The organism is Sphingosinicella microcystinivorans, assembly GCF_027941835.1.
Taxonomy (GTDB): Bacteria; Pseudomonadota; Alphaproteobacteria; order Sphingomonadales; family Sphingomonadaceae; genus Sphingosinicella.
On record NZ_CP116005.1, the window covers coordinates 2,741,946 to 2,762,988 of the forward strand.

Consider the following 21,043-nt stretch of genomic DNA (forward strand, 5'->3'; position numbering starts at 1 on the left):
GATGTTCGGTTCATCGCCTGAATCCGGCTATTGTTATCTTTCTGACATAGCCGTCGGGATTGTGCAAGCCGCGATCGCGTCCATCTCGATGCAGGAGCCGAGCCGCAGTCCGCCGCCGCACGGCGCCACGATGCGCGCGGGCCGATGATCGCCGAACATCTCCGCGCAGATCGCGTCCACCTGCGGCCAGTCCGCGAGGTCGGCGACATGCACGCCGAGCTTCGCGACATGCTGGAGCGACGACCCGGCGGCGGCGAGGATGATGGCGATCTGCTCGAGGCAATAGCGCGCCTGCGCGGCGACGGGCGGCGGCGCTTCGCCGGGGCGGCCGGCGCCGTTGCCGAGGATGCCCGACACGTAGACCGTGCCCTGATGCACGACCGCGTGCGAATAATGGCCGTGCGGCGGCGTCGCGCCGGGCGCGATGATCGTGCGCGGGGTCATCTCACCAGCCCGAGAAGCGGGGCCAGCGCGCGGCGATCCTGCCGCTGCGGTCGGTGAGCAGATAGGCGGGGTGCTGCGCTGCCGTCGCGCAGGCGTGGTTGGGAAGCACGCGCAGCCGGGTGCCGATCGGATAGGCGGCGAGGTCGAGCGGCGTGCCGTCCCGGTGCCCGACGAGTCCGTGCTCCTGGTTGGCGCCGGTGACGACGAGATCGCCGATGATCGTGCCGTCCACGTCGCAGACGAGCCCGTAGCCCTGATCGACGCGCTGCCCCACCGTGCCGCGATCGCGCGACATCGCCATCCACCCGGCGTCGATGACGAGGCGGCCCTGCGCCTTCTGGTGGCCGATGACGGTCGCCAGCACCGAAAGCGCGATCTCGTCCGGGCGGCAGACGCCGATCCCGGCCATCACGAGGTCCTGGAAGATATAGACGCCCGCGCGCACCTCGGTGATCCCGTCCAGCGCCCGCGCGAACAGCGCCGTCGGCGTCGATCCCATGCTGATCACGGGGCACGGCAGCCCCGCCGCCCGCAGCCTCCCTGCCGCGCGCACCAGCCCGGAGCGTTCGAGTTCGGCATGGGCGGCGATCGCGTCCGCGCCCTCGCAGCCGTAGCTGTCGCCCGCGTGGGTCAGCACGCCGCCGAAGAGGCCCGCGTCCGCGAGCGTGCGCCCGATGACGAGCAGGTCGTCCGCGTCCGGCGCGACGCCGGAGCGGTGGCCGTCGCAGTCCACCTCGATCAGCACCGCGATGCCGCTCTGCCCGGCAAGCGCGTCGGCGACCTCGCGCGCGACGCCCGCGTCGTCGAGGATGATCTGCATACGGACGCCCGCATCCGCCAGCGCGCGGACGGCGTCCAGCTTCGCGGGAACGATGCCGACCGCGTAGAGGATGTCGTCGAAACCCGCCTCCGCGAACATGCGCGCTTCCAGCAGCGTCGACACGGTGATCGGCCCCGTGCCGTGCAGGACCGCGCGGAGGACATCCGGCGACTTGGCGGTCTTGACGTGCGGGCGGAAAGCGACGCCGAACGGCGCGAGATGCGCCTCCATCCGGCGGATGTTCGCGGCGAGGCGGGCCTCGTCGAGCACCAGCGCGGGCGTGGGCGCCTGAAGCAATGTTTCGGAAGCGGACGTCATATCGGCCTTGAATGTCATTTTTCTATCATAGATAGTCTGTTGTCACGCTGCAATCGCAAAGGAACGCCGTGATGATACGCCTTGCCCTGGCCTTTATGTTCCTCGCGGCGGTCCCTGTACATGCCGGAGCACGGGCCGAATCCACGCCGCTCACGGCGGCCGAGCTGCTGGAGGTGCCCGATGTCACCGACGTGCTCGTGGAGTCGGGGAAGCCCGTGGCGTGGGTCGAACGCACGGGCGGCGCGTACAACATCCTGCTGCGCGGGGACGCGGGCCCGACCGTCCGGCTCACGAGCAACAGTGCCGACGACGGCCAGCCGATTCGGCTGATCGCGTTCCTCACCGGGCCCGACCGCCTGCTCTTCGCATCGGGCGACGCGCAGAACCCCGCGAACCTCCCCGATCCGACGACCGCCCGCCTGCTGGCGGTTCCGCTCGCGGGCGGCGCGGCGCGCGATGCGGCCGCGCTGTTCGGCGGCAGCGTCGGCGATCCCGCCGTCAGCCCCGACGGCAGGCGCATCGCCTTCGTGCGGGGCAAGGACCTGTTGGTCGCGGACCGCGGCGGCGGCGTCCGGCGGCTGCTCACCGCGCGCAGCCGTCTCGCGGCGCCGGTGTGGTCGCCGGACGGGTCGCGCATCGCCTATGTCGTCGATCGCTCGGACGCCGACCGCGGCGTCTACAGCATGGTCGGCGTCGTCGATGTGGAAAGCCGGGAAACACGGTTCCTCAGCCCCGGCATCGGCGCCGACCACAACCCGGTGTGGTCGGCGGACGGCGCGCGGGTCGCCTTCATCCGCCTCGGTTATCAGCCGCGCACGTGGCGCTTCTCCGATCTCGGCGATCACGCCCCGTTCTCGGTTCTCGTGGCGGATGCGGCGACCGGCGAGGTGCGGTCCGAATGGCGCGCGCCGCACGCGCGCGGCAGCCACTTTTCCGGCTTCGCGGCGGGCGAGGACTACGACATCGGCGCGCGCGGCAACCTGTTCTGGTCCGCGAACGGCCGTCTGGTCTTCCCTTACGAGAAAACCGGCTTCCGGGCGCTCTACGCGCTGGTGCCCGGCGGCGAGCCCGTGATCCTGACGCCGCCGGACATCGAGGTGGACGGCGCCGTGCAGTCGCCCGACCGGCGGCGCATCCTCTACTGGTCGCCCGCGGCCGGGGACGGCGCCCGCCTCGATCTCTATCTCATCGACGGCAAGGCGGCGCCGCGGCGCCTTTCCGGCGGAGACCGGGCCGCGATCCGGTACGGCGCGCGGTTCGTGGACGACACGCGCATCGTCTGGCGCGAGGCGGGCGTGCGCATCCCCGAACGGCTCCGGACCGGCAGTCTGGACGACAGTCGGGGCGGCAAGGCCGAAACGCTCTCGACGCCCGCGCCCGCGCAGGCGCGTTTCGCCATGCTGCCCGGTGAGGCGGAGACGCTTACGCTCGCCGCGCCGGACGGCGGCGCCGTTCATGCCATCCTCTACCGGTCGCGGCAGGCGCCGGCGAACGGCCGCGCGCCGATCATCGTCCACGCGCACGGCGGCTCGCGCGACAAGGCCTATCCGGTGTGGCAGAGCTTCTTCGGTTCTCCGCCGGTGCTGCGCTATTTCCTTTCGCGCGGCTATCACGTCATGCAGGTCAACTACCGTTCCGGCACCGGCTACGGCCTCGAATTCCGGGAACCGGCGAGCTACGGCGCCAAGGGCAACGCCGACGTCGACGATTTCATCGCCGCCGCGCGCCACGCGGCCGCGCTGCCGTTCGTCGATCCCGCGCGCATGATCGCCTACGGCCACAGTTACGGCGGGCACATCGTCGCGGCGGCGCTGGCGCGTTCCGACGTCTTCGCGGCGGGCGTCGATTCCGCGGGCGTCGGCGACTGGGTCTACGAGATGGAAAGCGACAGCGGCGGGCCGCTGCCTTTACGGATTCCCGAGCGGCTGGAGATCGAACGCACGGCCTACGCGTCGTCCGCCGTCGCGCAGCTCGACAACTGGGGTGATGAACCCCTGCTGCTGTTGCACGGCGATGCGGACCGCTCGGCGGCGATGCAGCAGACGATCGAGCTCTACCAGCAGCTGGGTCGCCGCGGAAAGGCGGTCGACGCCGTGATCTTCCCCGGCGAGGCGCACGCGCTGCGCCTCCTCCGCAACCAGCGCCGCTACATCGGCGCCGTGGAGGCGTTCTTCCGCAAGCACGGGCTGACGCCGTGAGGCGTTCGGGGGTCAGACCTGGCTTGCCGGAAGGTTCACGACGAGGCCCTCGAGAGCCCCGGTCATCCTGATCTGGCACGACAGGCGGCTGCTCTCCCGGACGTCGATCGCGAATTCCAGCATGTCGGTTTCCGTCTCGTCGCGCTCGGGCAGGGCGGCGCGCCATTCGTCGCCGACGTAGACGTGGCAGGTCGCGCAGGTGCAGGCGCCGCCGCAATCGGCGAGGATGCCCGAAATGCCGTTCTTGACGGCGCCTTCCATCAGGCTCCAGCCTTCCGGGATGTCGACGACGGACTCGTCGCCCCGATGACTGACGAAACGGACCGAGGGCATCAGTCCTCCGCGACTTCGAGGGCGCGTTCCGGGCACGAGCGCGCGCCACGCTGCGCCAGCGTCTCCTGTCCCGCCGGAACGGCGATGTCGCCCGGCAGGATGTAGCCGGAATCGTCGAGCTGGAAGATGTCGGGCGCGAGCGAATAGCAGCGCGCGTGGCCCTGGCACATCCCGTGATGGACCTTGATCTTCATGGTGCGTCCCTCCTCAGTCCCACGCGAGATCGAGGTTCTCGATCCCGAACACGTAGCCGCCGTAGGTGATCGGCGAAGACCCTGCCTTCAGCCGGAAGGTAGGGATGCGCGCCAGGAACTCCTCGAGCCCGACGATCAGCTCGCGCCGCGCGAGGTGCGAGCCGAGGCAGCGGTGCGGCCCGTAGGCGAACGCGGTGTGGCGGTTGTTGTCGCGCGCGAGGTCGATCCTGTCCGGGTCCGGGAATTCGGCCGGATCGCGATTGGCGATCATGGTGGGGCAGGAGATGAGGTCGCCCGCCCTGATCGGAATGCCCTTGTACTCGAAATCGCAAACGGCCGTCCGCAGCATCTGGATCGTCGAGTAGGCGCGGAAAAGCTCCTCCACCGCGGGCTTGATCAGGTCCTTGTCGCCGCGCAGGCGTTGCTGGTCCTCGGGGTGCGTCGCGAGGTGATAGAGGTCGAAGCCGACCGCCGCCGCGACGGTGTCGAGGCCCGCCTCGAACAGCAGCACCGCGACGCCGAGGATCTCCTTGTCCGTCAGCGGGCGCCCCTCCACCTCGGCGGCGAGCAGGAAGCTCACGAAATCGTCGGCGGGTTCGCGCCTGCGAAGCGCGATCAGCGACTTCATGAAATCGACGACGGTGCGCATCGCATTCAGCCGCTGCTCAAGCGTGCCGTGGAACTGTTCGTTGGCCCAGCCGAGGAACTCGTCGCGCCGGTCGTCGGAAACGCCGAGGAACTGGAGGAAGACGCCGACTGCGAACGGAAAGGCGAAATCGTTCATCACCTCGCACGTGCCCTTGGCCTTGAAGCCCTCGATGAGGCGCACCGCCCGCTCGCGCGCGCCCGCCTCCATCGCATCGACGCGCCTGGGGGAGAGCAGGGGGTTGAGCAGCGCGCGGAACTTCATGTGGTCGGGCGGATCGACCTCGAGCGGGACCATTGGCAGGTCCTCGCCCAGCGCCGCCTTGAAGATGCCGCGGTTGCTGGAGAACACCTCGGTGTTGTTGAGGACGGCGCGCTGGTCCTCCGCCTTGGTGAACACCCACGTGCCGCGGCCGTCGTAGGTGTTGTTCGGCGCATAGAAGATCGCCGGGCCTTCGCGGTGCACGAAGCTGAGCGCCGCCTGCGGGTGGCCGCAGGGCGTCGGCTCCATCTCCGGCCCCCGGAAATAGCTGAAGTCCCGAACGAGCGACGGCGGCACGTGATCGGGAACGACTGCGCCTGCTGCCCTGGTTGCCATGATGCTGAACTCCCCTCCGTGCCGATGGCTGACTGCGTCTTGCGGCAGCCGGACATATCATAAAACGATTGTTGTACAACAGATGTTTTATGCCCTTCGGTGCAGATTTATACACAGGTCGGCGCAATCCTGAAAACCGCCCGGTGGTCCTACAGGCGCTTGCCGAGCTGGTAGCCCTGCTGCGTGGCGAAGACGATGCGGCGCGGTGCGTAGGCGTCGCCGAGGACATGAACCTCGAACGATTCGCCTTCGAGCGCGTCCTGAAGCGCCGTGTCCGGCACGCCGCCGCACGCGAGCACGACGCTGTCGAAGCCGCCGTGCACGCGCGCGCGCTGCGAATAGACGTGGCGCGTGCGGATGTCCGGCAGGGCGATCTGCGTCACCGCCTCCATGCAGACGATGGCGACCCCGGCCTCCGAGAGGCGGCCGAGCCACGTGCCGAGCGCGTAGCGGCTGACGATGGGGGCGGGGCTGTTCGTCTGAACGAACATCGTCACCGCATGGCCGCGGCGGGCGAGCGAATCGGCCATCGCCAGCGGCGCGACGTGATCGTCCTGCACGACGACCGCGACGGTCTTGCCGAGCGCGGCGTCGTCCCGCGCGACCGCCTCCATATCGTGGACGTTCGCGCCGTCCGCCCCCTCGATGCGCGGGCGGCGAGGCCGCGCGCCGACCGCGAGCGCCGCGACATCGGGCGCGAACGCGCGGATCGTCCCGGGCGTCGCCCGCGTGTTCAGGCAGACCGTGACGCCCGCGTCCGCGAGGCGGCGCTCCTGGTAGCGGACGTAGTCGAGGAAGCCCTGCTGGGTCGGCATCTTGGCGGCGAGCAGGATCTTGCCGCCGAGCGCGCCGCCGGCCTCGTGGAGCGTCACCCGATGCCCGCGCCCGGCGGCCGTGACGGCGAGTTCCATGCCTGCGGGTCCGCCGCCCACCACGAGCACGCGGCGGGGCGCGTCGGCGCGCGGCAAGGGCGCGCGGTCGTTCGCCGCCAGCGCCGGGTTCACCGTGCAGGCGAACGGCAGCCCCTCGGCGAGCGGGCGGCTGATGCAGTCGTTGCAGGCGAGGCAGGGCGCGATCGACCATGTCTTGCCCGACGCCGCCTTGTTCACGAAGGCGGGATCGGCAAGGTGCGCGCGCCCGACGCCCACCATGTCCGCGTATCCCGCCGCGAGGATCGCTTCCGCCGCTTCCGGGCTGTTCACCCGCCCCGCGTAGACGATCGGCAGGCCGAGCGCGCGGCGGAACTCCCCGGCCATGTCGGCCCACGCGCCGGGCGCGAAATGGTGCGTCTGGATATAGCTCGGGAAGCCCCAGCCCGTGCCCGTCACGAGATGCAGGTAATCGACCTTGGCCGTAGCCTCGATCCACTGCGCGATCTCGAGGCCCCCGGCCTTGCCGTATCCGCCGGGCTCCGCCTCTTCCATGTTGAGACGGACGCCGACGACGAGCGACTCGCCGACCGCCTGCCGGATTTCGTCGAGGATTTCCCCGAGGAAGCGCACGCGCCCTTCGAAGCCGCCGCCGTAATCGTCGCCGCGTTCGTTGGTCAGCGGCGAGAGGAACCATTCGATGAGGTCGTCGTGGTTGGCGTGAAGCTCGATCGAATCGAGACCGGCGCGCGCCGCCTGCACGGCGGAGAACGCGTATTCCTTGACGAACGTCCCGATCTCCCGCCGCGTCAGCGCGTGCGGCACGCTGTTGATGACGGGTCCGCTCAGCGTGGCGGAGGGGCCGTGCGGCATTCCGCCCTGCATGATGATCTGCGTGCCCGCCCGCGCGCCCGCCGCATGGACCTCCGCCGCGAGCCGCCCCATGCGGTCCACGAAGCGCGGGTCGCGGAACACGCCCTGCCTGCGCGCGCCGACGCCGGTGGGATCGAAGCCGGGCGGAAGCTGGTTTTCGAGGAAGCCGTTCAGCGCGATCAGCCAGCCGGTGCCGCCTTCGGCGAGGCTGCGCCAATAGTCGATGTAGCGGTCGGCTTCCGCCTCGGTGCCGAGCAGGTTGCCGAGCAGCGCGGCATGGGGCGGCGCCATGATGCGGTTGCGCACCTGCATCCCGCCGATGCGAATCGGCTTGAATATGCGCGAAAGTGCCGTCGTTTCCATGGCTTCCCACCCTTGATGCGATTGTTTCGCGGCCCTAGGGTCGGGCCGTCTTGCTATTTACAACATGTGTTGTAATACAAGTGTTGTAAATAGCCTCTGGGAACGGAACGGCGGAAATGCCCGTGGCGGTGGACAGTGACGAGCGGCGTGCGGCGGTGGTTTCCGCGGCGGCCGAGCTCATCGTCGAAGGCGGTCTGAACGCCGTGACGTTCCGCAATATCGCGGCGCGCCTCGGGTACAGCACCACCGTCATCAGCCACTACTTCCGCGACAAGACCGATGTGCTGCGCGCGACCTATCGGCATGTCGTGGCCGAGGCCGTGGCGCACCGCGAGCAGGTGCTGGCGGGGCAGGACGCCTCGCCCGCCCGCGTGCTGGAGGAGGTGCTGCCGGTCGCGGACACGCAGCGGCGCATCTGGACCGTATGGCTCTGCTTCTGGACGGCCGCGCTGTTCGACGAGGCGCTTCTGGAGGAGCACCGGCGCGGCCTTGCCGGCACGCGCGAGCGTCTGCGCCAGCACTTCCTCGCGGAAGGCGAGCCGGAGGCGCGGGCCGAGCAGGCCGCCGAGGATCTGGCGCAGGCGATCTTCGGCATCGCCATGCAGGCGCTGTTCGATCCCGCCTACTGGTCTCCGGAGCGCCAGCGCGCGGCCTATCGGCGTGCGGCCGCCCGGATCGCGGGCTGATCCTGCCGCGCGCGGCGCAAGGCCCCGCGGGCAGACTGCAACGCGCGGCTTGCGACGAACCCTAAAAATATACTACAGTGCAAAAAGTGCTTGCGAACGGATCGCCGTTTCGGGCAACCGGAGATGAAGCTGCGGACGATAATCAAAGCGGGACGCGTTGGGGATGGTCGAGACCGGATACGAGGGTGATGAGGCATTCCGGCAGGAAGTGCGCTCCTGGCTGCGGGACAATTTCCCGCAGTCGCTCGCATACTGCAACGCGCTCGTCTACCTGAACGACGCCCGGGTTGCCGCCGAGGATGAGGCGTTTCAGCTCTGGCGCCGGCGCGTCGCCGAAAAGGGCTGGGGCGTTCCGACATGGCCGAGGATTTACGGCGGCGCCGGGCTGACCGCGGCCGAGGCGCGCGTCATCACGCAGGAAATGGCCCGCATCGGCGCCTTCAATCCGATGCGCAGCAACGGCACGATGATGCTGGGTCCGACGCTTCTCGAATATGGCACCGAGGAGCAGAAACGACGTCACCTGCCGGGCATCGCCGATCACAGCGAGCGCTGGTGTCAGGGCTTTTCGGAGCCGGGTGCGGGCTCCGATCTCGCCTCGCTGCAAACCCGGTGCGTCGACATGGGCGATCACTTCCTCGTGAACGGCCAGAAGATCTGGACGTCCGGCGCCGATCACGCGGACTGGTGCTTCTGCCTCGTGCGCACCGACACGTCGAGCAAGCATCGCGGTATCAGCTTCCTGCTCATCGACATGAAGACGCCCGGCGTCGAGGTGCGCCCGATCGTGCTGATCAGCGGCGCGACGCACTTCTGCGAGGTGTTCCTGAACGACGTGAAGGTGCCGAAGGAGAATCTGGTCGGCGCGCTCAACGAAGGCTGGTCGGTCGCCAAGCGGCTGCTCCAGTTCGAACGCGACAGCCTGTCCGAAGGGCGCGGCGAGGCGCCCGGCCTGCTGCCGCTGGCGCAGGAGCATGTCGGCGTCGATGCGGAAGGGCGGATCGCCGATCCCGATCTTCGCGTCCGCCTGATCGCGAACGCGATGCGCTCGGATGCCTACACGCGCACGGTCCAGCGGATCGCCGCCGAGGCGAAGGCGGGCAACAGCGTTCAGGACGGTGTTTCCGCGCTCAAGAATCTCGGCTCGGGCGTCGCGCAGGTCCGCGCCGAGCTGCTGGTCGAGATTCTGGGCCACGGCGGCCTCGGCTGGTCCGGGGACGCCTACGCGCCGGATGCCTTGGAAGCGACGCGGGCGTGGCTGCACAGCAAGGCCTTCTCGATCTACGGCGGCAGCTATGAAGTGCAGAACAACATCACCGCCAAGCGGACGCTGGGCCTCCCCGGCTGAGCGATGATGACGGAAAGGATCGGGGGAGGAGCGTCATGGCGGTTTTGAGCGAAGACCAGGTCATGCTGAAGGACATGGCGGCGGCATGGGTCCGCGACCGCCTGCCCGTCTCCGCGCGCCGCGCCGTCTTCGAAGGTGATTTCGATCGCGGATACGATCCCGCCGTCTATGCCGAAATGGCGGAGATGGGGTGGACGGGCATCGTCGTGCCCGAGGCGTGGGGCGGTCTCGATTTCGGCTATCTCAGTCTCGGCCTCGTGATCGAGGAACTGGGGCGGAATCTCGTCGCCTCGCCGTTCGTCAGCGCGGCGCTCGCCGCCGCGAGCGCGCTCCGCCTCGGCGGCACGGACGCGCAGCGCGATCGCTGGCTCCGGGGCATCGCGGACGGATCGGTGATCGGCACGCTCGCCGTCGACGAGGGCGTGCGCCATGCGCCCGCCGCGCTCGGCGTCACGGCGGAAGCCGTTCCGGGCGGTTGGCGCATCCGGGGCGTGAAGCGCCCGGTGCCGGACGGAATGGCCGCCGATTTCGCGATCGTCGCCGCGTCCGCTTCCGGAGGGACGATGCTGTTCATCGTCGATCTCGCGGCGGACGGCGTGACGCGCAGCGCGCTCGACCAGATCGACGCGCGCCGTCCGGCGATGATCGCGTTCGACATCGTCGTCGGCGAGGACGCGGTGCTGGGCACGGCGGGCGAGGGGGAGGCGTTGCTCGACGCCGTCCTCGACCGCGTGCGCGCCGGGGTCGCCGCCGAGATGCTCGGCATGGCGACGCAGGCGTTCGAGACGACGCTCGAATACCTGAAGATGCGCGTGCAGTTCGGGCAGATCATCGGCTCGTTCCAGGCGCTCCAGCACCGGGCCGCCGAGATGTTCGCCGAATTGCAGCTCACGCGCTCCGCTGTCGAGGCCGCGCTCATCGCGATTGACGCGGACGATCCCGAGCTGCCGAAGCTCGCCTCGCTCGCGAAGGCGGTCGCAGGCGATACGCTGCACCGCATCTCGAACGAGATGGTGCAGATGCACGGCGGCATCGGCATGACGCACGAGCACGACGCGGGCCTGTACCTGAAGTCGGCGCGGGTCGCCGACCAGTCCTACGGCAACGCCGCGTATCACCGGGAACGCTGGGGACGGCTGAACGGCTACTAGGCGGAGGGTCGCATGGACGCGCGAGAGATACATCTGAAACGGCGGCCGGTCGGTATGCCGGTCGCGGACGATTTCGCCATGGTCGTCAACAGCTTGCCGGAACTCGCGGAGGGCGAGGTTCAGGTCCGCAACCTCTGGATGGCGGTCGATCCGGCGATGCGCGGGCGGATGAGCGACGCCAAGAGCTACGTGCCGCCGTTCGCGCTCGACGCGCCGATGGAGGGGCCCGCCGTCGGCACCGTCGTCGCCTCGCGTGACCCCGGCTTCGCGCCCGGCGACATCGTCTCCTCGCGGCTCGGCTGGCGCGAGGCGTTCAACGCGCCCGCGAGCGCGCTCAGGCTGCGGCCGGACACCGGGCTGCCGCCGCAGGCCTATCTCGGCTTCGCGGGCGTGACCGGCCTCACCGCCTACGCGGGCCTGCTGAAGATCGCGGCCTTGAGGCCCGGCGACGTGGTGTTCGTGTCCGGTGCGGCGGGCGGCGTCGGCTCGATCGTCTGCCAGATCGCCAGGCTCAAGGGCCACAAGGTGATCGCCGCGGCGGGCGGCGCGCAGAAGACCGCGTACCTCAGGGACACGCTCGGCGTCGATGCCGTCATCGACTACAAGGCCGAGCCGAACCTCACCAGGGCGCTCGCCCGCGAAGTGAAGGCGATCGGCGCGACCGGCATCGACGTCTATTTCGAGAACGTCGGCGGCGAGCACCTTCAGGCCGCGCTCGCGCTCGCCAATCCGTTCGCGCGTTTCGCCATCTGCGGGATGATCTCGCAGTACAACGTGACGGACGCGCCCACCGTGCCGCGCAACCTCACGCTCGTCATGGTGAAGAGCATCCGCATGGAGGGCTTCATCGCGCTCAACCACATGGACATCGAGCCGCATTTCCTCGCCGATGTGACCGCCTGGCACAAGGCGGGTTTGCTCACCGCCACCGAAACCGTGCATGAGGGCATCGACCATGCGCTGGACGCCTTCTTCGGGCTGTTCAGCGGTGCAGATCTCGGCCGTATGCTGGTGAAGCTCGGCTAGGCGGGAGGCAGGCAGTGTATGAACTTCTGAAGGGCGTGCGCGTCGTCGAGGGCGCGGCGTTCATCGCCGGGCCGTCGTGCGGCCTGCACATGGCGCAGATGGGCGCCGAGGTGATCCGTTTCGACCAGATCGGCGGCGGCCCGGACTTCCGCCGCTGGCCGCTCGCGCCGGACGGCTCCAGCCTCTACTGGGAGGGGCTCAACAAGGGCAAGAAGTCGGTCGCCATCGACCTCTCCCGCCCCGAGGGCCGCGAGCTCGCCGTCTCGCTCGCCACCGCGCCGGGCGAGAACGCGGGGCTCTTCCTCACCAACTACCCCGTGCGCGGCTTCCTCTCGCACGAGGCGCTGAAGGCGCGCCGCGCGGACATCGTCACCGGCCGCGTGATGGGCTGGGCGGACGGCTCGCCCGCGGTCGACTACACGGTGAACGCCGCTGTCGGCGTGCCGATGATGACGGGGCCTGCCGACGACGACCGCCCGGTCAACCACGTGCTCCCCGCGTGGGACCTGCTCGGCGGCGCCTACGCCGCGTTCGTGCTGGTCTCGGCGCTGCTCCGCCGCCGCGCGACCGGCGAGGGCGCCGAGATCCGCGTGCCGCTGTCCGACCTCGCCGCCACCAGCCTCGGCCATCTCGGGCAGGTCGCCGAGGTGCTGACCGGCGGCGACCGCCCTCGCATGGGCAACGACCTGTTCGGCGCTTTCGGCCGCGATTTCCTCTGCGCGGACGGCAAGCGCATCATCGTCGTGGCGATCACGCCGCGCCAGTGGAAGGGGCTGGTCGAGGTGCTCGGCCTCGCCGAGCCCGTCGCGGCGATCGAGGCCGAGCTCGGCGTGCGCTTCGCAGCGGACGAGGGCGCCCGCTTTCGCCACCGTGCCCGCCTGTTCCCGCTGTTCGAGGCGGCGATCGCGGCGCGCACGGTCGCGGACCTGCAACCGGCGTTCGACGCGGGCGGCGTCACGTGGGGCGGCTACCAGAGCCTCGCCGAGGCCGTGGCGAACGACGCGCGCCTGTTCGTCGGCAACCCGCAGTTCCAGACGCTCGATCACCCGAGCGGCCTCACCTACCCGGCGGCCGGTCCCGCCGCGACGCTGGCCGGGGAAGCGCGCGAGGCCCTGCGCCGCGCGCCCCGGCTCGGCGAGCACACCGACGAGGTGCTGACGGCGGTGCTCGGCCTCGACAGCGGCGCCATCGGCGCGCTGCACGACAAGGGGATCGTCGCATGAGCATAGACGTCTGGAAGGGCTGGATCGGCAGGACCGAGAGCCGCACCGAGGTGCTTGACCCCGGCAGCCTCCGCCGCTTCGCCGCCGCCGTCGGCGAGGACCTTGACGTCGAGCGCACGCAGCCCTCGCTCGCGCACTGGGCGTTCTTCCTGCCGGTCGCCCCCGCGGACGGCCTCGGCGAGGACGGCCACCCGAAGCGCGGCGGGTTCCTGCCGCCGGTGACGCTGCCGCGCCGCATGTTCGCCGCTGCCGACATGCGCTTCGACGGAACGCTCACGCTCGGCGCGCCCGCGACCCGCGTCTCGACCGTCACCGACGTCGCGCTGAAGTCCGGCAAGAGCGGCGACCTCGTGTTGGTGTCGGTCGAGCACCGCATCACGCAGGACGGTGCGGAGCGGGTCGCCGAGCGGCAGACCATCGTCTACCGCGACGCCGGGGCGCCGACGCCGCCCGTGGCCGCGTCCGATCCGCCGCCGCAGGGCGACGTGGTCTGGGTGCCGAACACCGTCGACCTGTTCCGTTTCTCGGCCGCCACGTCGAACAGCCACCGCATCCACTACGACCTGCCCTATGCCACGGCGGAAGAAGGCTACCCCGGCCTCGTCGTGCACGGCCCGTTCACGGCGGCGCGACTCTTCGGCCATGCCCGCCGCAAGGGCGCGCTTTCGGCGTTTTCCTTCCGCGCGATGGCGCCGATGTTCTGCGGCCGGCCGATCGTGCTGCGGGACACGGCGGAGGGCGTCGAGGCGGTGCGCTGCGACGGCGCAGTGGCGATGCAGGCAAAATATAGCCTATAGTGCAATATTCGAATTGACTCGGCGCGCGAACAGGGCAAGGACGCCGGGTCTGGAGGAGAGATCGCAATGGATGCAGAGACGTTCGGACTGTTCCGTTCGACCATTCGCCGTTTCGTCGACGAGCGCCTGATCCCGGCCGAGGACGCGGTCGAGGAGGCCGACACCGTTCCCGAGTCCATCGTGGACGAGATGCGGCAGATGGGCCTGTTCGGCATCTCCGTGCCGGAAGACTACGGCGGTCTCGGCTGCACCATGTCCGAGGAGGCGGCGATCATCCGCGAGTTGACGCGCGCCTCCGTGGTGTTCCGCTCGGTGATCGGCACCACCGTGGGCATCGGCAGCCAGGGCATCGTGATGGACGGCACCGAGGAGCAGAAGCAGGAATGGCTGCCGAAGTTCGCGACCGGCGAGGCCATCGCCAGCTTCGGCCTCACCGAGCCGGAAGCCGGCTCCGACGCCGCCTCGCTGCGCACCGTCGCCGTGCGCGACGGCGACACTTACCGCATCACCGGCACCAAGCGCTTCATCACCAACGCGCCGCGCGCCAGCGTCTTCACGCTGATGGCGCGCACGGAGGCGGACGTGAAGGGCGCGGGCGGCATCTCCGCGTTCATCCTGCCCGCGGATACGCCCGGCATCTCGTTCGGCAAGCCCGACAAGAAAATGGGCCAGAAGGGCTCGGTGACGACGGACGTGATCCTCGATGACGTGGTCGTGCCCGCCGCGAACATCATCGGCGGCGTGCCGGGGCGCGGCTTCAAGACCGCGATGAAGGTGCTGGACCGGGGCCGCATCCATATCGCCGCCGTCGCGCTCGGCATGTGCGAGCGGCTGATCGGCATGGCGCTGCAATATGCGATGGAGCGGAGGCAGTTCGGCGGGCGCATCGCGGACTTCCAGCTCGTGCAGGCGATGCTCGCCGACATGAAGGTGGACATGCTGACGACCGAGGCGCTGATGCAGTCGGTCGCCGCGAAGTTCGACGCTGGCGAGCCCGTCAGCCTCGAATGCTCGGCGCTCAAGCTCCATGCCTCCGAAGCGGTCGGCCGCATCGCCGACCGCGCGGTGCAGATCTACGGCGGCGCGGGCTACATGTCCGAATACAAGGTCGAGCGCTTCTACCGCGACGTGCGCCTGCTCCGCATCTACGAGGGCACCTCGCAGATTCAGCAGACCATCATCGCCAGGCAGATGATCCGGCAGGCCGAGGCCGCCGCCTGACCGCCTTTCTTTTTCGCGAAGGACCCGCCCATGCGCAGAGCCGCCATCGTCGCCCCCATCCGCACCGCCGTCGGCAAGTACGGCGGATCGCTGAAGTCCATGAGCGCCGGAGACCTCGGCGCGATCATCATAAGGGCGCTCGTAGAGCGCACGAAGATCGACCCGGAACGCATTGACGACGTTGTATTTTCGCAAGGGTACGGTAACGGCGAGGCGCCCTGCATCGGCCGCTGGTCGGCGCTGGCGGCGGGGCTGCCGGAATCGATCCCCGGCGTGCAGCTCGACCGGCGCTGCGGCTCCGGCCTGCAAGCCGTGATCGACGCGGCGATGCGGATCCAGACCGGCGCGGCGGACGTGGTGATCGCGGGCGGTGTCGAGAGCATGTCGAACGTCGAATATTATTCGATGGACCACCGCTGGGGCGCGCGCTCCGGCTCCACGACCTTCCACGACCGGCTGACGCGCGGCCGCGTCATGTCGCAGCCGATCGCGCGCTACGGCATCATCACCGGCATGATCGAGACGGCGAACAACCTCGCCAAGGACTACAACATTTCCCGCGAGGCGTGCGACGAGTACGCAGCCATGAGCCACCGGCGCGCCGCCGCGGCGTGGGCGGCGGGCAGGTTCGACGACGAGCTGGTGCCGGTGCCGGTGCCGCAGCGCAAGGGCGACCCGGTGATCTTCGCGATGGACGAGGGCATCCGCGCCGACGCGACGCCGGAATCGCTGGCGCAGCTCAAGCCCATCGAGAAGGACGGCGTGGTGACGGCGGGCAACGCCAGCCAGCAGAACGACGCGGCGGCCGCCTGCCTCGTCGTCGCGGAGGACAAGCTCGCCGAACTGGGCCTCGAGCCGATGGGCTACCTGCACAGCTGGGCGGCGGCGGGCTGCGACCCGTCGCGCATGGGCATCGGCCCGGTTCCCGCCGTCGAGCGCCTGTTCGCCCGCACCGGCCTCGGCTGGAACGACATCGACCTCGTCGAGCTGAACGAGGCGTTCGCGCCGCAGGTGCTCGCCTGCCTCAAGGGCTGGGGCTGGGACGACCGCGACCGGCTCAACGTCAACGGTTCGGGCATCTCGCTCGGGCACCCGATCGGCGCCACCGGCGGCCGCATTCTCGCGAACCTGCTGCGCGAGCTGGCGCGGCGCGACGGGCGCTACGGCCTTGAAACCATGTGCATCGGCGGCGGGCAGGGGCTCGCCGCGATCTTCGAGCGGGCGTGACGCCCTTGGAGGACACCATGTCGGCGGCTGACGCCTCAACACCGGCGGCGCTTGCCGGCATCAAGGTTCTCGATCTCTCGCGCGTGCTCGCCGGGCCGTGGTGCACGCAGATCCTCGCCGATTTCGGCGCGGACGTGCTGAAGGTGGAGGCGCCCGGCCGGGGCGACGACACCCGCCAGTGGGGACCGCCCTATCTCAAGGGGCCGGACGAGGAGGGGCGCGGCGAGAGCGCCTACTATCTCTCGTGCAATCGCAACAAGCGCTCGGTAGCCATTGATATTGCTTCCCCCGAAGGCGCGGCGCTCGTGCGGCGGCTCGCGGCCGACGCCGACATTCTCGTCGAGAATTTCAAGGTCGGCGGGCTCAGGAAATACGGCCTCGACTACGAGAGCCTGAAGGCGATCAATCCCCGCCTCGTCTATTGCTCGATCACCGGCTTCGGCCAGACCGGGCCGTATGCCTCGCGCGGCGGCTACGATTTCGTGGCGCAGGGCATGGGCGGGCTGATGACCATCACCGGCGAGAACGGCGGCGAGCCGCTGAAGGTCGGCGTCGCCATCACCGACGTCTCCACGGGCATGTACGCGACCGTCAGCATCCTGATGGCGCTGCGCCACGCCGAGCGCACGGGCGAGGGCCAGCACATCGACGTCTCGCTGCTCGACACGCAGATGGCGATGCTGGCGAACCAGGCGCTTAGCTGGCTCGTCGGGCGGCAGGAGCCGGGGCGTCTCGGCAACCGGCACCCGACCGTGGTGCCCTACAAGACGTTTCAGGCGAAGGACGGCAGCATCATCATCGCCGTGGGCAACGACGGCCAGTACCGCCAGATGTGCAAGGTGCTCGGCGTGCCGGAACTCGCCGCCGATCCGCGCTACGTGACCAACGCCGACCGCGTGGTCAACCGCGACGGGCTGGAGGCGCGCATCCAGGAGCTGGTCGCGGACGAGGAGGTGACGCCGCTCGTCGAGCGGCTGGTGGAGGCGGGCGTGCCCGCCGGGCCGGTGAACACGCTGGAGAAGGTCTTTTCCGATCCGTTCGTCGAAGCGCGCGGCGCCGTCCACGAATTCGAGCGCGAGGACGGCATGAAGGTGCCGAGCGTCGCCTATCCCGGCAAGCTCAGCGGAACCCCCGCCACCTTCCGCCGCCGCCCGCCGTTCGTCGGCGAGCACAGCCGCGAGGCGCTCGCCGACTGGCTGGGGCTTCCCGATGCGGAACTCGATGCGCTCGCCGGGGCTGCCGTGATCGCGCAGCGCGGCGAAGGCTGAACGGAAAGGACAAGGTCATGGAACTGAACGATACGGTCGCCGCGGTCGTCACCGGCGGCGCCTCCGGGCTCGGCGAGGCGACGGCGCGGGCGCTCGCGGCGAAGGGCGTGCGCGTGGCGCTGTTCGATCTCGACGAGGCGAAGGGCGCGGCGCTCGCCGCCGGGATCGGCGGGCTGTTCGTGAAGGTGGACGTCACCTCCGAGGCTTCCGTCGACGAAGGCTTCGCGGCGGCGCGCGCCGCGCACGGGCAGGAGCGTGTCCTCGTCAACTGCGCGGGCACCGGCAATGTCGTGAAGACCGCGAGCCGCGACAAGGCGACCGGGGAGACGAGGCATTTCCCGACCGACGCCTTCGAGCGCATCATCCAGATCAACCTGATCGGCACGTTCCGCTGCGCGGCGAAGGCCGCGAAGGGGATGCTCGACCTCGCCCCGCTGGAGGACGGCGCGCGCGGCGTCATCATCAACACGGCGAGCGTCGCCGCCGAGGACGGGCAGATCGGGCAGGCCGCCTACGCGGCCTCGAAGGGCGGCGTCGTCAGCCTCACGCTGCCGATGGCGCGCGACCTGATGAACGACGGCATCCGCGTCAACACCATCCTGCCCGGCATCTTCGACACGCCGCTGATGGCGCGCGCCGCCGACGCCGTGAAGCAGTCGCTCGCCGCCAGCGTGCCGTTCCCCAAGCGCTTCGGGCGTCCGGCGGAGTACGCGGCGCTCGCGCTCGCGATGATCGAAAACGACTATTTCAACGGCGAGGACGTCCGCCTCGACGGCGCGATCCGCATGGCGCCGCGTTGACCCCTTGTGATCGGATCAATTTTGTACCATAGTGCAGAAATCAATTCGACAAAGGGGAGCGCCCGGCCATGACGGCAGCGGACGAGATTGTGCCGGAATTCGTCACCTACGCGGTGAATGAAGGCGTCGCATGGGTGATGCTGAACCGCCCGCAATACAGCAACGCGCAGAACTACCGCCTGCTGAACCAGCTCGACGCGGCGTTCCGCCGCGCGGTGGAGGACGACGCCGTCAAGGTCATCGTGCTCGGCGGCGAGGGCAAGCACTTCTCCGCGGGCCACGACATCGGCACGCCCGAGAAGGATTCGAACCTGCCGCGCGAGCGCGTGCATCTGTGGTGGGACCACACCAACAAGGGCGGCGCCGAGCGGCAGTACGTGCTGGAGCAGGACGCCTACCTCGGCCTCTGCCGCCGCTGGCAGGACATCCCCAAGCCGATGATCGCGATGGTGCAGGGCGCCTGCGTCGCGGGCGGGCTGATGCTCGCGTGGGTGTGCGACCTCATCATTGCGAGCGAGGACGCCTTCTTCCAGGACCCGGTGGTGCGCATGGCGCAGCCCGGCGTCGAGTATTTCGCGCACGCCTTCGAGCTGCCGCCCCGCGTCGCGCGCGAGCTGCTCCTCCTCGGCGAGCGTATGCCCGCCGAGCGCGCCTACCAGTTCGGCATGGTGAACCGCATCTACCCGCGCGAGAGCCTGCGCGCCGAGGTGGCGCGGATCGCCGCCGAGATCGCGCAGCGCGACCGCTTCGGCCTCGCGCTCACCAAGCAGGCGATCAACTTCGTCGAGGACCTGCGCGGCAAGCGGCAGGCGATGGACGGCGTGTTCCACATGCACCACCTCGCCCACGCGCATAACCAGCTCATGACCGGCAACCTCGTCGGCGGTCTCGACGCCAAGGCGATGGCGCAGGCGAACAAGAAGCAGGCGGGCGAAGGCTGACATGGCGGCGGCGTTCGAGCAGGATCGGGCGCGCCTGATCCCCGATGCGTTGCCCGCCCTGCTGCGGCAGGCGGCGGACGCGGCGCAGGCGTTCGTGGCGGCGGCGCAGCCGCATGTCCGCGCGCGGCTTGCCGGCGCGGACGGCCGCATCGACCGGCGGCGCGCGGACGCCGAGCAGCACGTCGTCCACGGCTTCGGCTGGTACGCCGCCTACGCGGAGATGATGAGCGAGGTCGCCGCGTGGGCGATCCGGCTGGAGGGCGAAGGCCGTTTCGGCGAGATCGAGGCGCTGCTCGCGCTGCTGCTCTTCGCCGAATACGGCGCGCAGATGCGCGGCGGCATCCCGATGAACCAGGGCGAGACGATCCGCCCGTCCGACCTCGCGGACGACGCGGCGGCGCTCGCCGCCCTCGACGCCCCGGCGCTCGGCGCGCTGATCCGCGCCGGTGCGCGTCAGGACGTGAAGACCGCCATCGTCGGCCACCTCGCCGATACGCACGGCCGCGCCATCCTCGAGGACGCGGGCCTCGATTCCACCACGGACATGGTGCGCGACCAGTTCTTCGCCTTCGCGCAGGAGAAGGTGCAGCCCTTCGCGCACGAATGGCACCTCGCCGACGCGCTCATCCCGCTGCCGCTCGTCGAGGAGCTCGGCGCGCTCGGCGTGTTCGGCATGACGATCCCGGAAGGCTACGGCGGCCTCGGCATGGGCAAGACGGCGATGTGCGTCGTCTCCGAGGAGCTTTCGCGCGGCTGGATCGGCGTCGGCTCGCTCGCCACGCGCTCGGAGATCGCGGCGGAGCTCATCCTCTGCGGCGGCACCGAGGCGCAGAAGGCCGAGTGGCTGCCGAGGATCGCCAGCGCCGAAACCCTGCCGACGGCGGTATTCACCGAGCCGGACACCGGCTCCGACCTCGGCGCGCTGCGCACGCGCGCGGCGCTTTCGGGAGACGCATACGCCGTCCACGGCAACAAGACGTGGATCACCCACGCCGCCCGCGCCGACGTGATGACGCTCCTCGTCCGCACCGATCCGGCGACGAACAACTACAGCGGCCTCTCCATGCTGCTCGCGCCCAAGCCGCGCGGCACGGTGGAGGACCCGTTCCCGGCCGAGGGCATGAGCGGCGGCGAGATCGAGGTGATCGGCTATCGCGGCATGAAGGAATACGAGATCGGCTTCGACGGTTTCCGCGTTCCCGCCGCGAACCTGCTCGGCGGCGTCGAGGGGCAGGGCTTCAAGCAATTGATGGCGACCTTCGAAAGCGCCCGCATCCAGACGGCGGCGCGCGCCGTCGGCGTCGCGCAGGCGGCGCTCGACACGGGCCTCGCCTATGCGCTCGAACGGAGGCAGTTCGGCCGCGCCATCATCGAGTTCCCGCGCGTCGCCAACAAGCTCGCGATGATGGCGGCGGAGATCATGGGCGCGCGCCAGCTCACCTATTTCGCCGCGCGCCGCAAGGACGAGGGCAAGCGCTGCGATCTCGAGGCCGGCATGGCGAAGCTGATCGGCGCGCGCGTCGCGTGGGCGGCGGCGGACAATGCGCTCCAGATCCACGGCGGCAACGGCTTCGCGACCGAATATGTGGCAAGCCGCCTGCTCGCCGACGCGCGCATCCTCAACATCTTCGAAGGCGCGGGCGAGATTCAGGCGCAGGTGATCGCGCGGCGTCTCCTCGACGAAACCAACTAGGGAGAAC

Annotated in this window: 19 protein-coding genes; 13 read left to right on the top strand and 6 right to left on the bottom strand. The window is 69.9% G+C overall.

Annotated features, from left to right (window positions below):
- Nucleotides 1–33 precede the first annotated feature (33 nt).
- Together PE061_RS13180 and PE061_RS13185 are read right to left on the bottom strand one after the other, a co-directional pair.
- On the bottom strand, nucleotides 34–444 hold the full coding sequence (locus PE061_RS13180) for a RidA family protein (RefSeq protein ID WP_271255736.1): 411 nt from the start codon (nucleotides 442–444) through the stop codon (nucleotides 34–36).
- A gap of 1 nt (nucleotide 445) precedes the next feature.
- The gene (locus PE061_RS13185; RefSeq protein WP_271255737.1) at nucleotides 446–1,600 is read right to left on the bottom strand and encodes an alanine racemase; all 1,155 of its coding nucleotides are present in this window, start codon (nucleotides 1,598–1,600) and stop codon (nucleotides 446–448) included.
- Between the two features lie 53 nt (nucleotides 1,601–1,653).
- Between PE061_RS13185 and PE061_RS13190 the strand changes: the two genes are divergently transcribed.
- Nucleotides 1,654–3,780 carry an LpqB family beta-propeller domain-containing protein gene (locus tag PE061_RS13190; protein WP_271255738.1) on the top strand — a complete coding sequence of 709 codons (2,127 nt, stop codon included), beginning with the start codon at nucleotides 1,654–1,656 and terminating at the stop codon, nucleotides 3,778–3,780.
- 12 nt (nucleotides 3,781–3,792) lie between these two features.
- Here the strand turns inward: PE061_RS13190 and PE061_RS13195 are convergent, their stop codons facing one another.
- The 4 genes from PE061_RS13195 to PE061_RS13210 form a co-directional block, all read right to left on the bottom strand.
- A complete protein-coding gene (locus PE061_RS13195; RefSeq protein WP_271255739.1) occupies nucleotides 3,793–4,113 on the bottom strand; it encodes a 2Fe-2S iron-sulfur cluster-binding protein in 321 nt (106 codons plus the stop codon).
- Complete coding sequence (locus PE061_RS13200; RefSeq protein ID WP_271255740.1) at nucleotides 4,113–4,307, bottom strand: ferredoxin; 195 nt, start codon at nucleotides 4,305–4,307, stop codon at nucleotides 4,113–4,115. Before PE061_RS13200 ends, PE061_RS13195 begins: the two co-directional genes overlap by 1 nt.
- A gap of 13 nt (nucleotides 4,308–4,320) precedes the next feature.
- Nucleotides 4,321–5,550: a cytochrome P450 gene (locus PE061_RS13205; RefSeq protein WP_271255741.1), complete on the bottom strand. Its 1,230-nt coding sequence runs from the start codon at nucleotides 5,548–5,550 to the stop codon at nucleotides 4,321–4,323.
- A gap of 149 nt (nucleotides 5,551–5,699) precedes the next feature.
- Nucleotides 5,700–7,655, bottom strand: a complete 1,956-nt coding sequence (locus PE061_RS13210; protein ID WP_271255742.1) for an FAD-dependent oxidoreductase — start codon at nucleotides 7,653–7,655, stop codon at nucleotides 5,700–5,702.
- A 122-nt stretch (nucleotides 7,656–7,777) separates the two neighbouring features.
- On the opposite strand from PE061_RS13210, the gene PE061_RS13215 reads away from it, so the two are divergent.
- The 12 genes from PE061_RS13215 (at nucleotide 7,778) to PE061_RS13270 (ending at nucleotide 21,036) form a co-directional block, all read left to right on the top strand.
- Nucleotides 7,778–8,341 carry a TetR/AcrR family transcriptional regulator gene (locus tag PE061_RS13215; protein ID WP_271255743.1) on the top strand — a complete coding sequence of 188 codons (564 nt, stop codon included), beginning with the start codon at nucleotides 7,778–7,780 and terminating at the stop codon, nucleotides 8,339–8,341.
- A 163-nt stretch (nucleotides 8,342–8,504) separates the two neighbouring features.
- On the top strand, nucleotides 8,505–9,689 hold the full coding sequence (locus PE061_RS13220) for an acyl-CoA dehydrogenase family protein (protein WP_271255744.1): 1,185 nt from the start codon (nucleotides 8,505–8,507) through the stop codon (nucleotides 9,687–9,689).
- A 35-nt stretch (nucleotides 9,690–9,724) separates the two neighbouring features.
- Nucleotides 9,725–10,840: an acyl-CoA dehydrogenase family protein gene (locus PE061_RS13225; RefSeq protein WP_271255745.1), complete on the top strand. Its 1,116-nt coding sequence runs from the start codon at nucleotides 9,725–9,727 to the stop codon at nucleotides 10,838–10,840.
- A gap of 12 nt (nucleotides 10,841–10,852) precedes the next feature.
- Complete coding sequence (locus PE061_RS13230; RefSeq protein ID WP_271255746.1) at nucleotides 10,853–11,866, top strand: NADP-dependent oxidoreductase; 1,014 nt, start codon at nucleotides 10,853–10,855, stop codon at nucleotides 11,864–11,866.
- 14 nt (nucleotides 11,867–11,880) lie between these two features.
- Nucleotides 11,881–13,089 carry a CoA transferase gene (locus tag PE061_RS13235; protein WP_271255747.1) on the top strand — a complete coding sequence of 403 codons (1,209 nt, stop codon included), beginning with the start codon at nucleotides 11,881–11,883 and terminating at the stop codon, nucleotides 13,087–13,089.
- The gene (locus PE061_RS13240; RefSeq protein ID WP_271255748.1) at nucleotides 13,086–13,886 is read left to right on the top strand and encodes an FAS1-like dehydratase domain-containing protein; all 801 of its coding nucleotides are present in this window, start codon (nucleotides 13,086–13,088) and stop codon (nucleotides 13,884–13,886) included. Before PE061_RS13235 ends, PE061_RS13240 begins: the two co-directional genes overlap by 4 nt.
- A 66-nt stretch (nucleotides 13,887–13,952) precedes the next feature.
- A complete protein-coding gene (locus PE061_RS13245; RefSeq protein ID WP_271255749.1) occupies nucleotides 13,953–15,107 on the top strand; it encodes an acyl-CoA dehydrogenase family protein in 1,155 nt (384 codons plus the stop codon).
- Nucleotides 15,108–15,137: 30 nt separating this feature from the next.
- Nucleotides 15,138–16,334, top strand: coding sequence for an acetyl-CoA C-acetyltransferase (locus tag PE061_RS13250; RefSeq protein ID WP_271255750.1), 1,197 nt, complete (start codon nucleotides 15,138–15,140; stop codon nucleotides 16,332–16,334).
- 17 nt (nucleotides 16,335–16,351) lie between these two features.
- Nucleotides 16,352–17,602, top strand: a complete 1,251-nt coding sequence (locus PE061_RS13255) for a CaiB/BaiF CoA transferase family protein (RefSeq protein ID WP_271255751.1) — start codon at nucleotides 16,352–16,354, stop codon at nucleotides 17,600–17,602.
- A 17-nt stretch (nucleotides 17,603–17,619) separates the two neighbouring features.
- Nucleotides 17,620–18,402: an SDR family NAD(P)-dependent oxidoreductase gene (locus PE061_RS13260; RefSeq protein WP_271255752.1), complete on the top strand. Its 783-nt coding sequence runs from the start codon at nucleotides 17,620–17,622 to the stop codon at nucleotides 18,400–18,402.
- Nucleotides 18,403–18,470: 68 nt separating this feature from the next.
- Nucleotides 18,471–19,343: an enoyl-CoA hydratase gene (locus PE061_RS13265; RefSeq protein WP_271255753.1), complete on the top strand. Its 873-nt coding sequence runs from the start codon at nucleotides 18,471–18,473 to the stop codon at nucleotides 19,341–19,343.
- Between the two features lies 1 nt (nucleotide 19,344).
- Nucleotides 19,345–21,036, top strand: coding sequence for an acyl-CoA dehydrogenase family protein (locus PE061_RS13270; protein WP_271255754.1), 1,692 nt, complete (start codon nucleotides 19,345–19,347; stop codon nucleotides 21,034–21,036).
- Nucleotides 21,037–21,043: the final 7 nt, after the last annotated feature.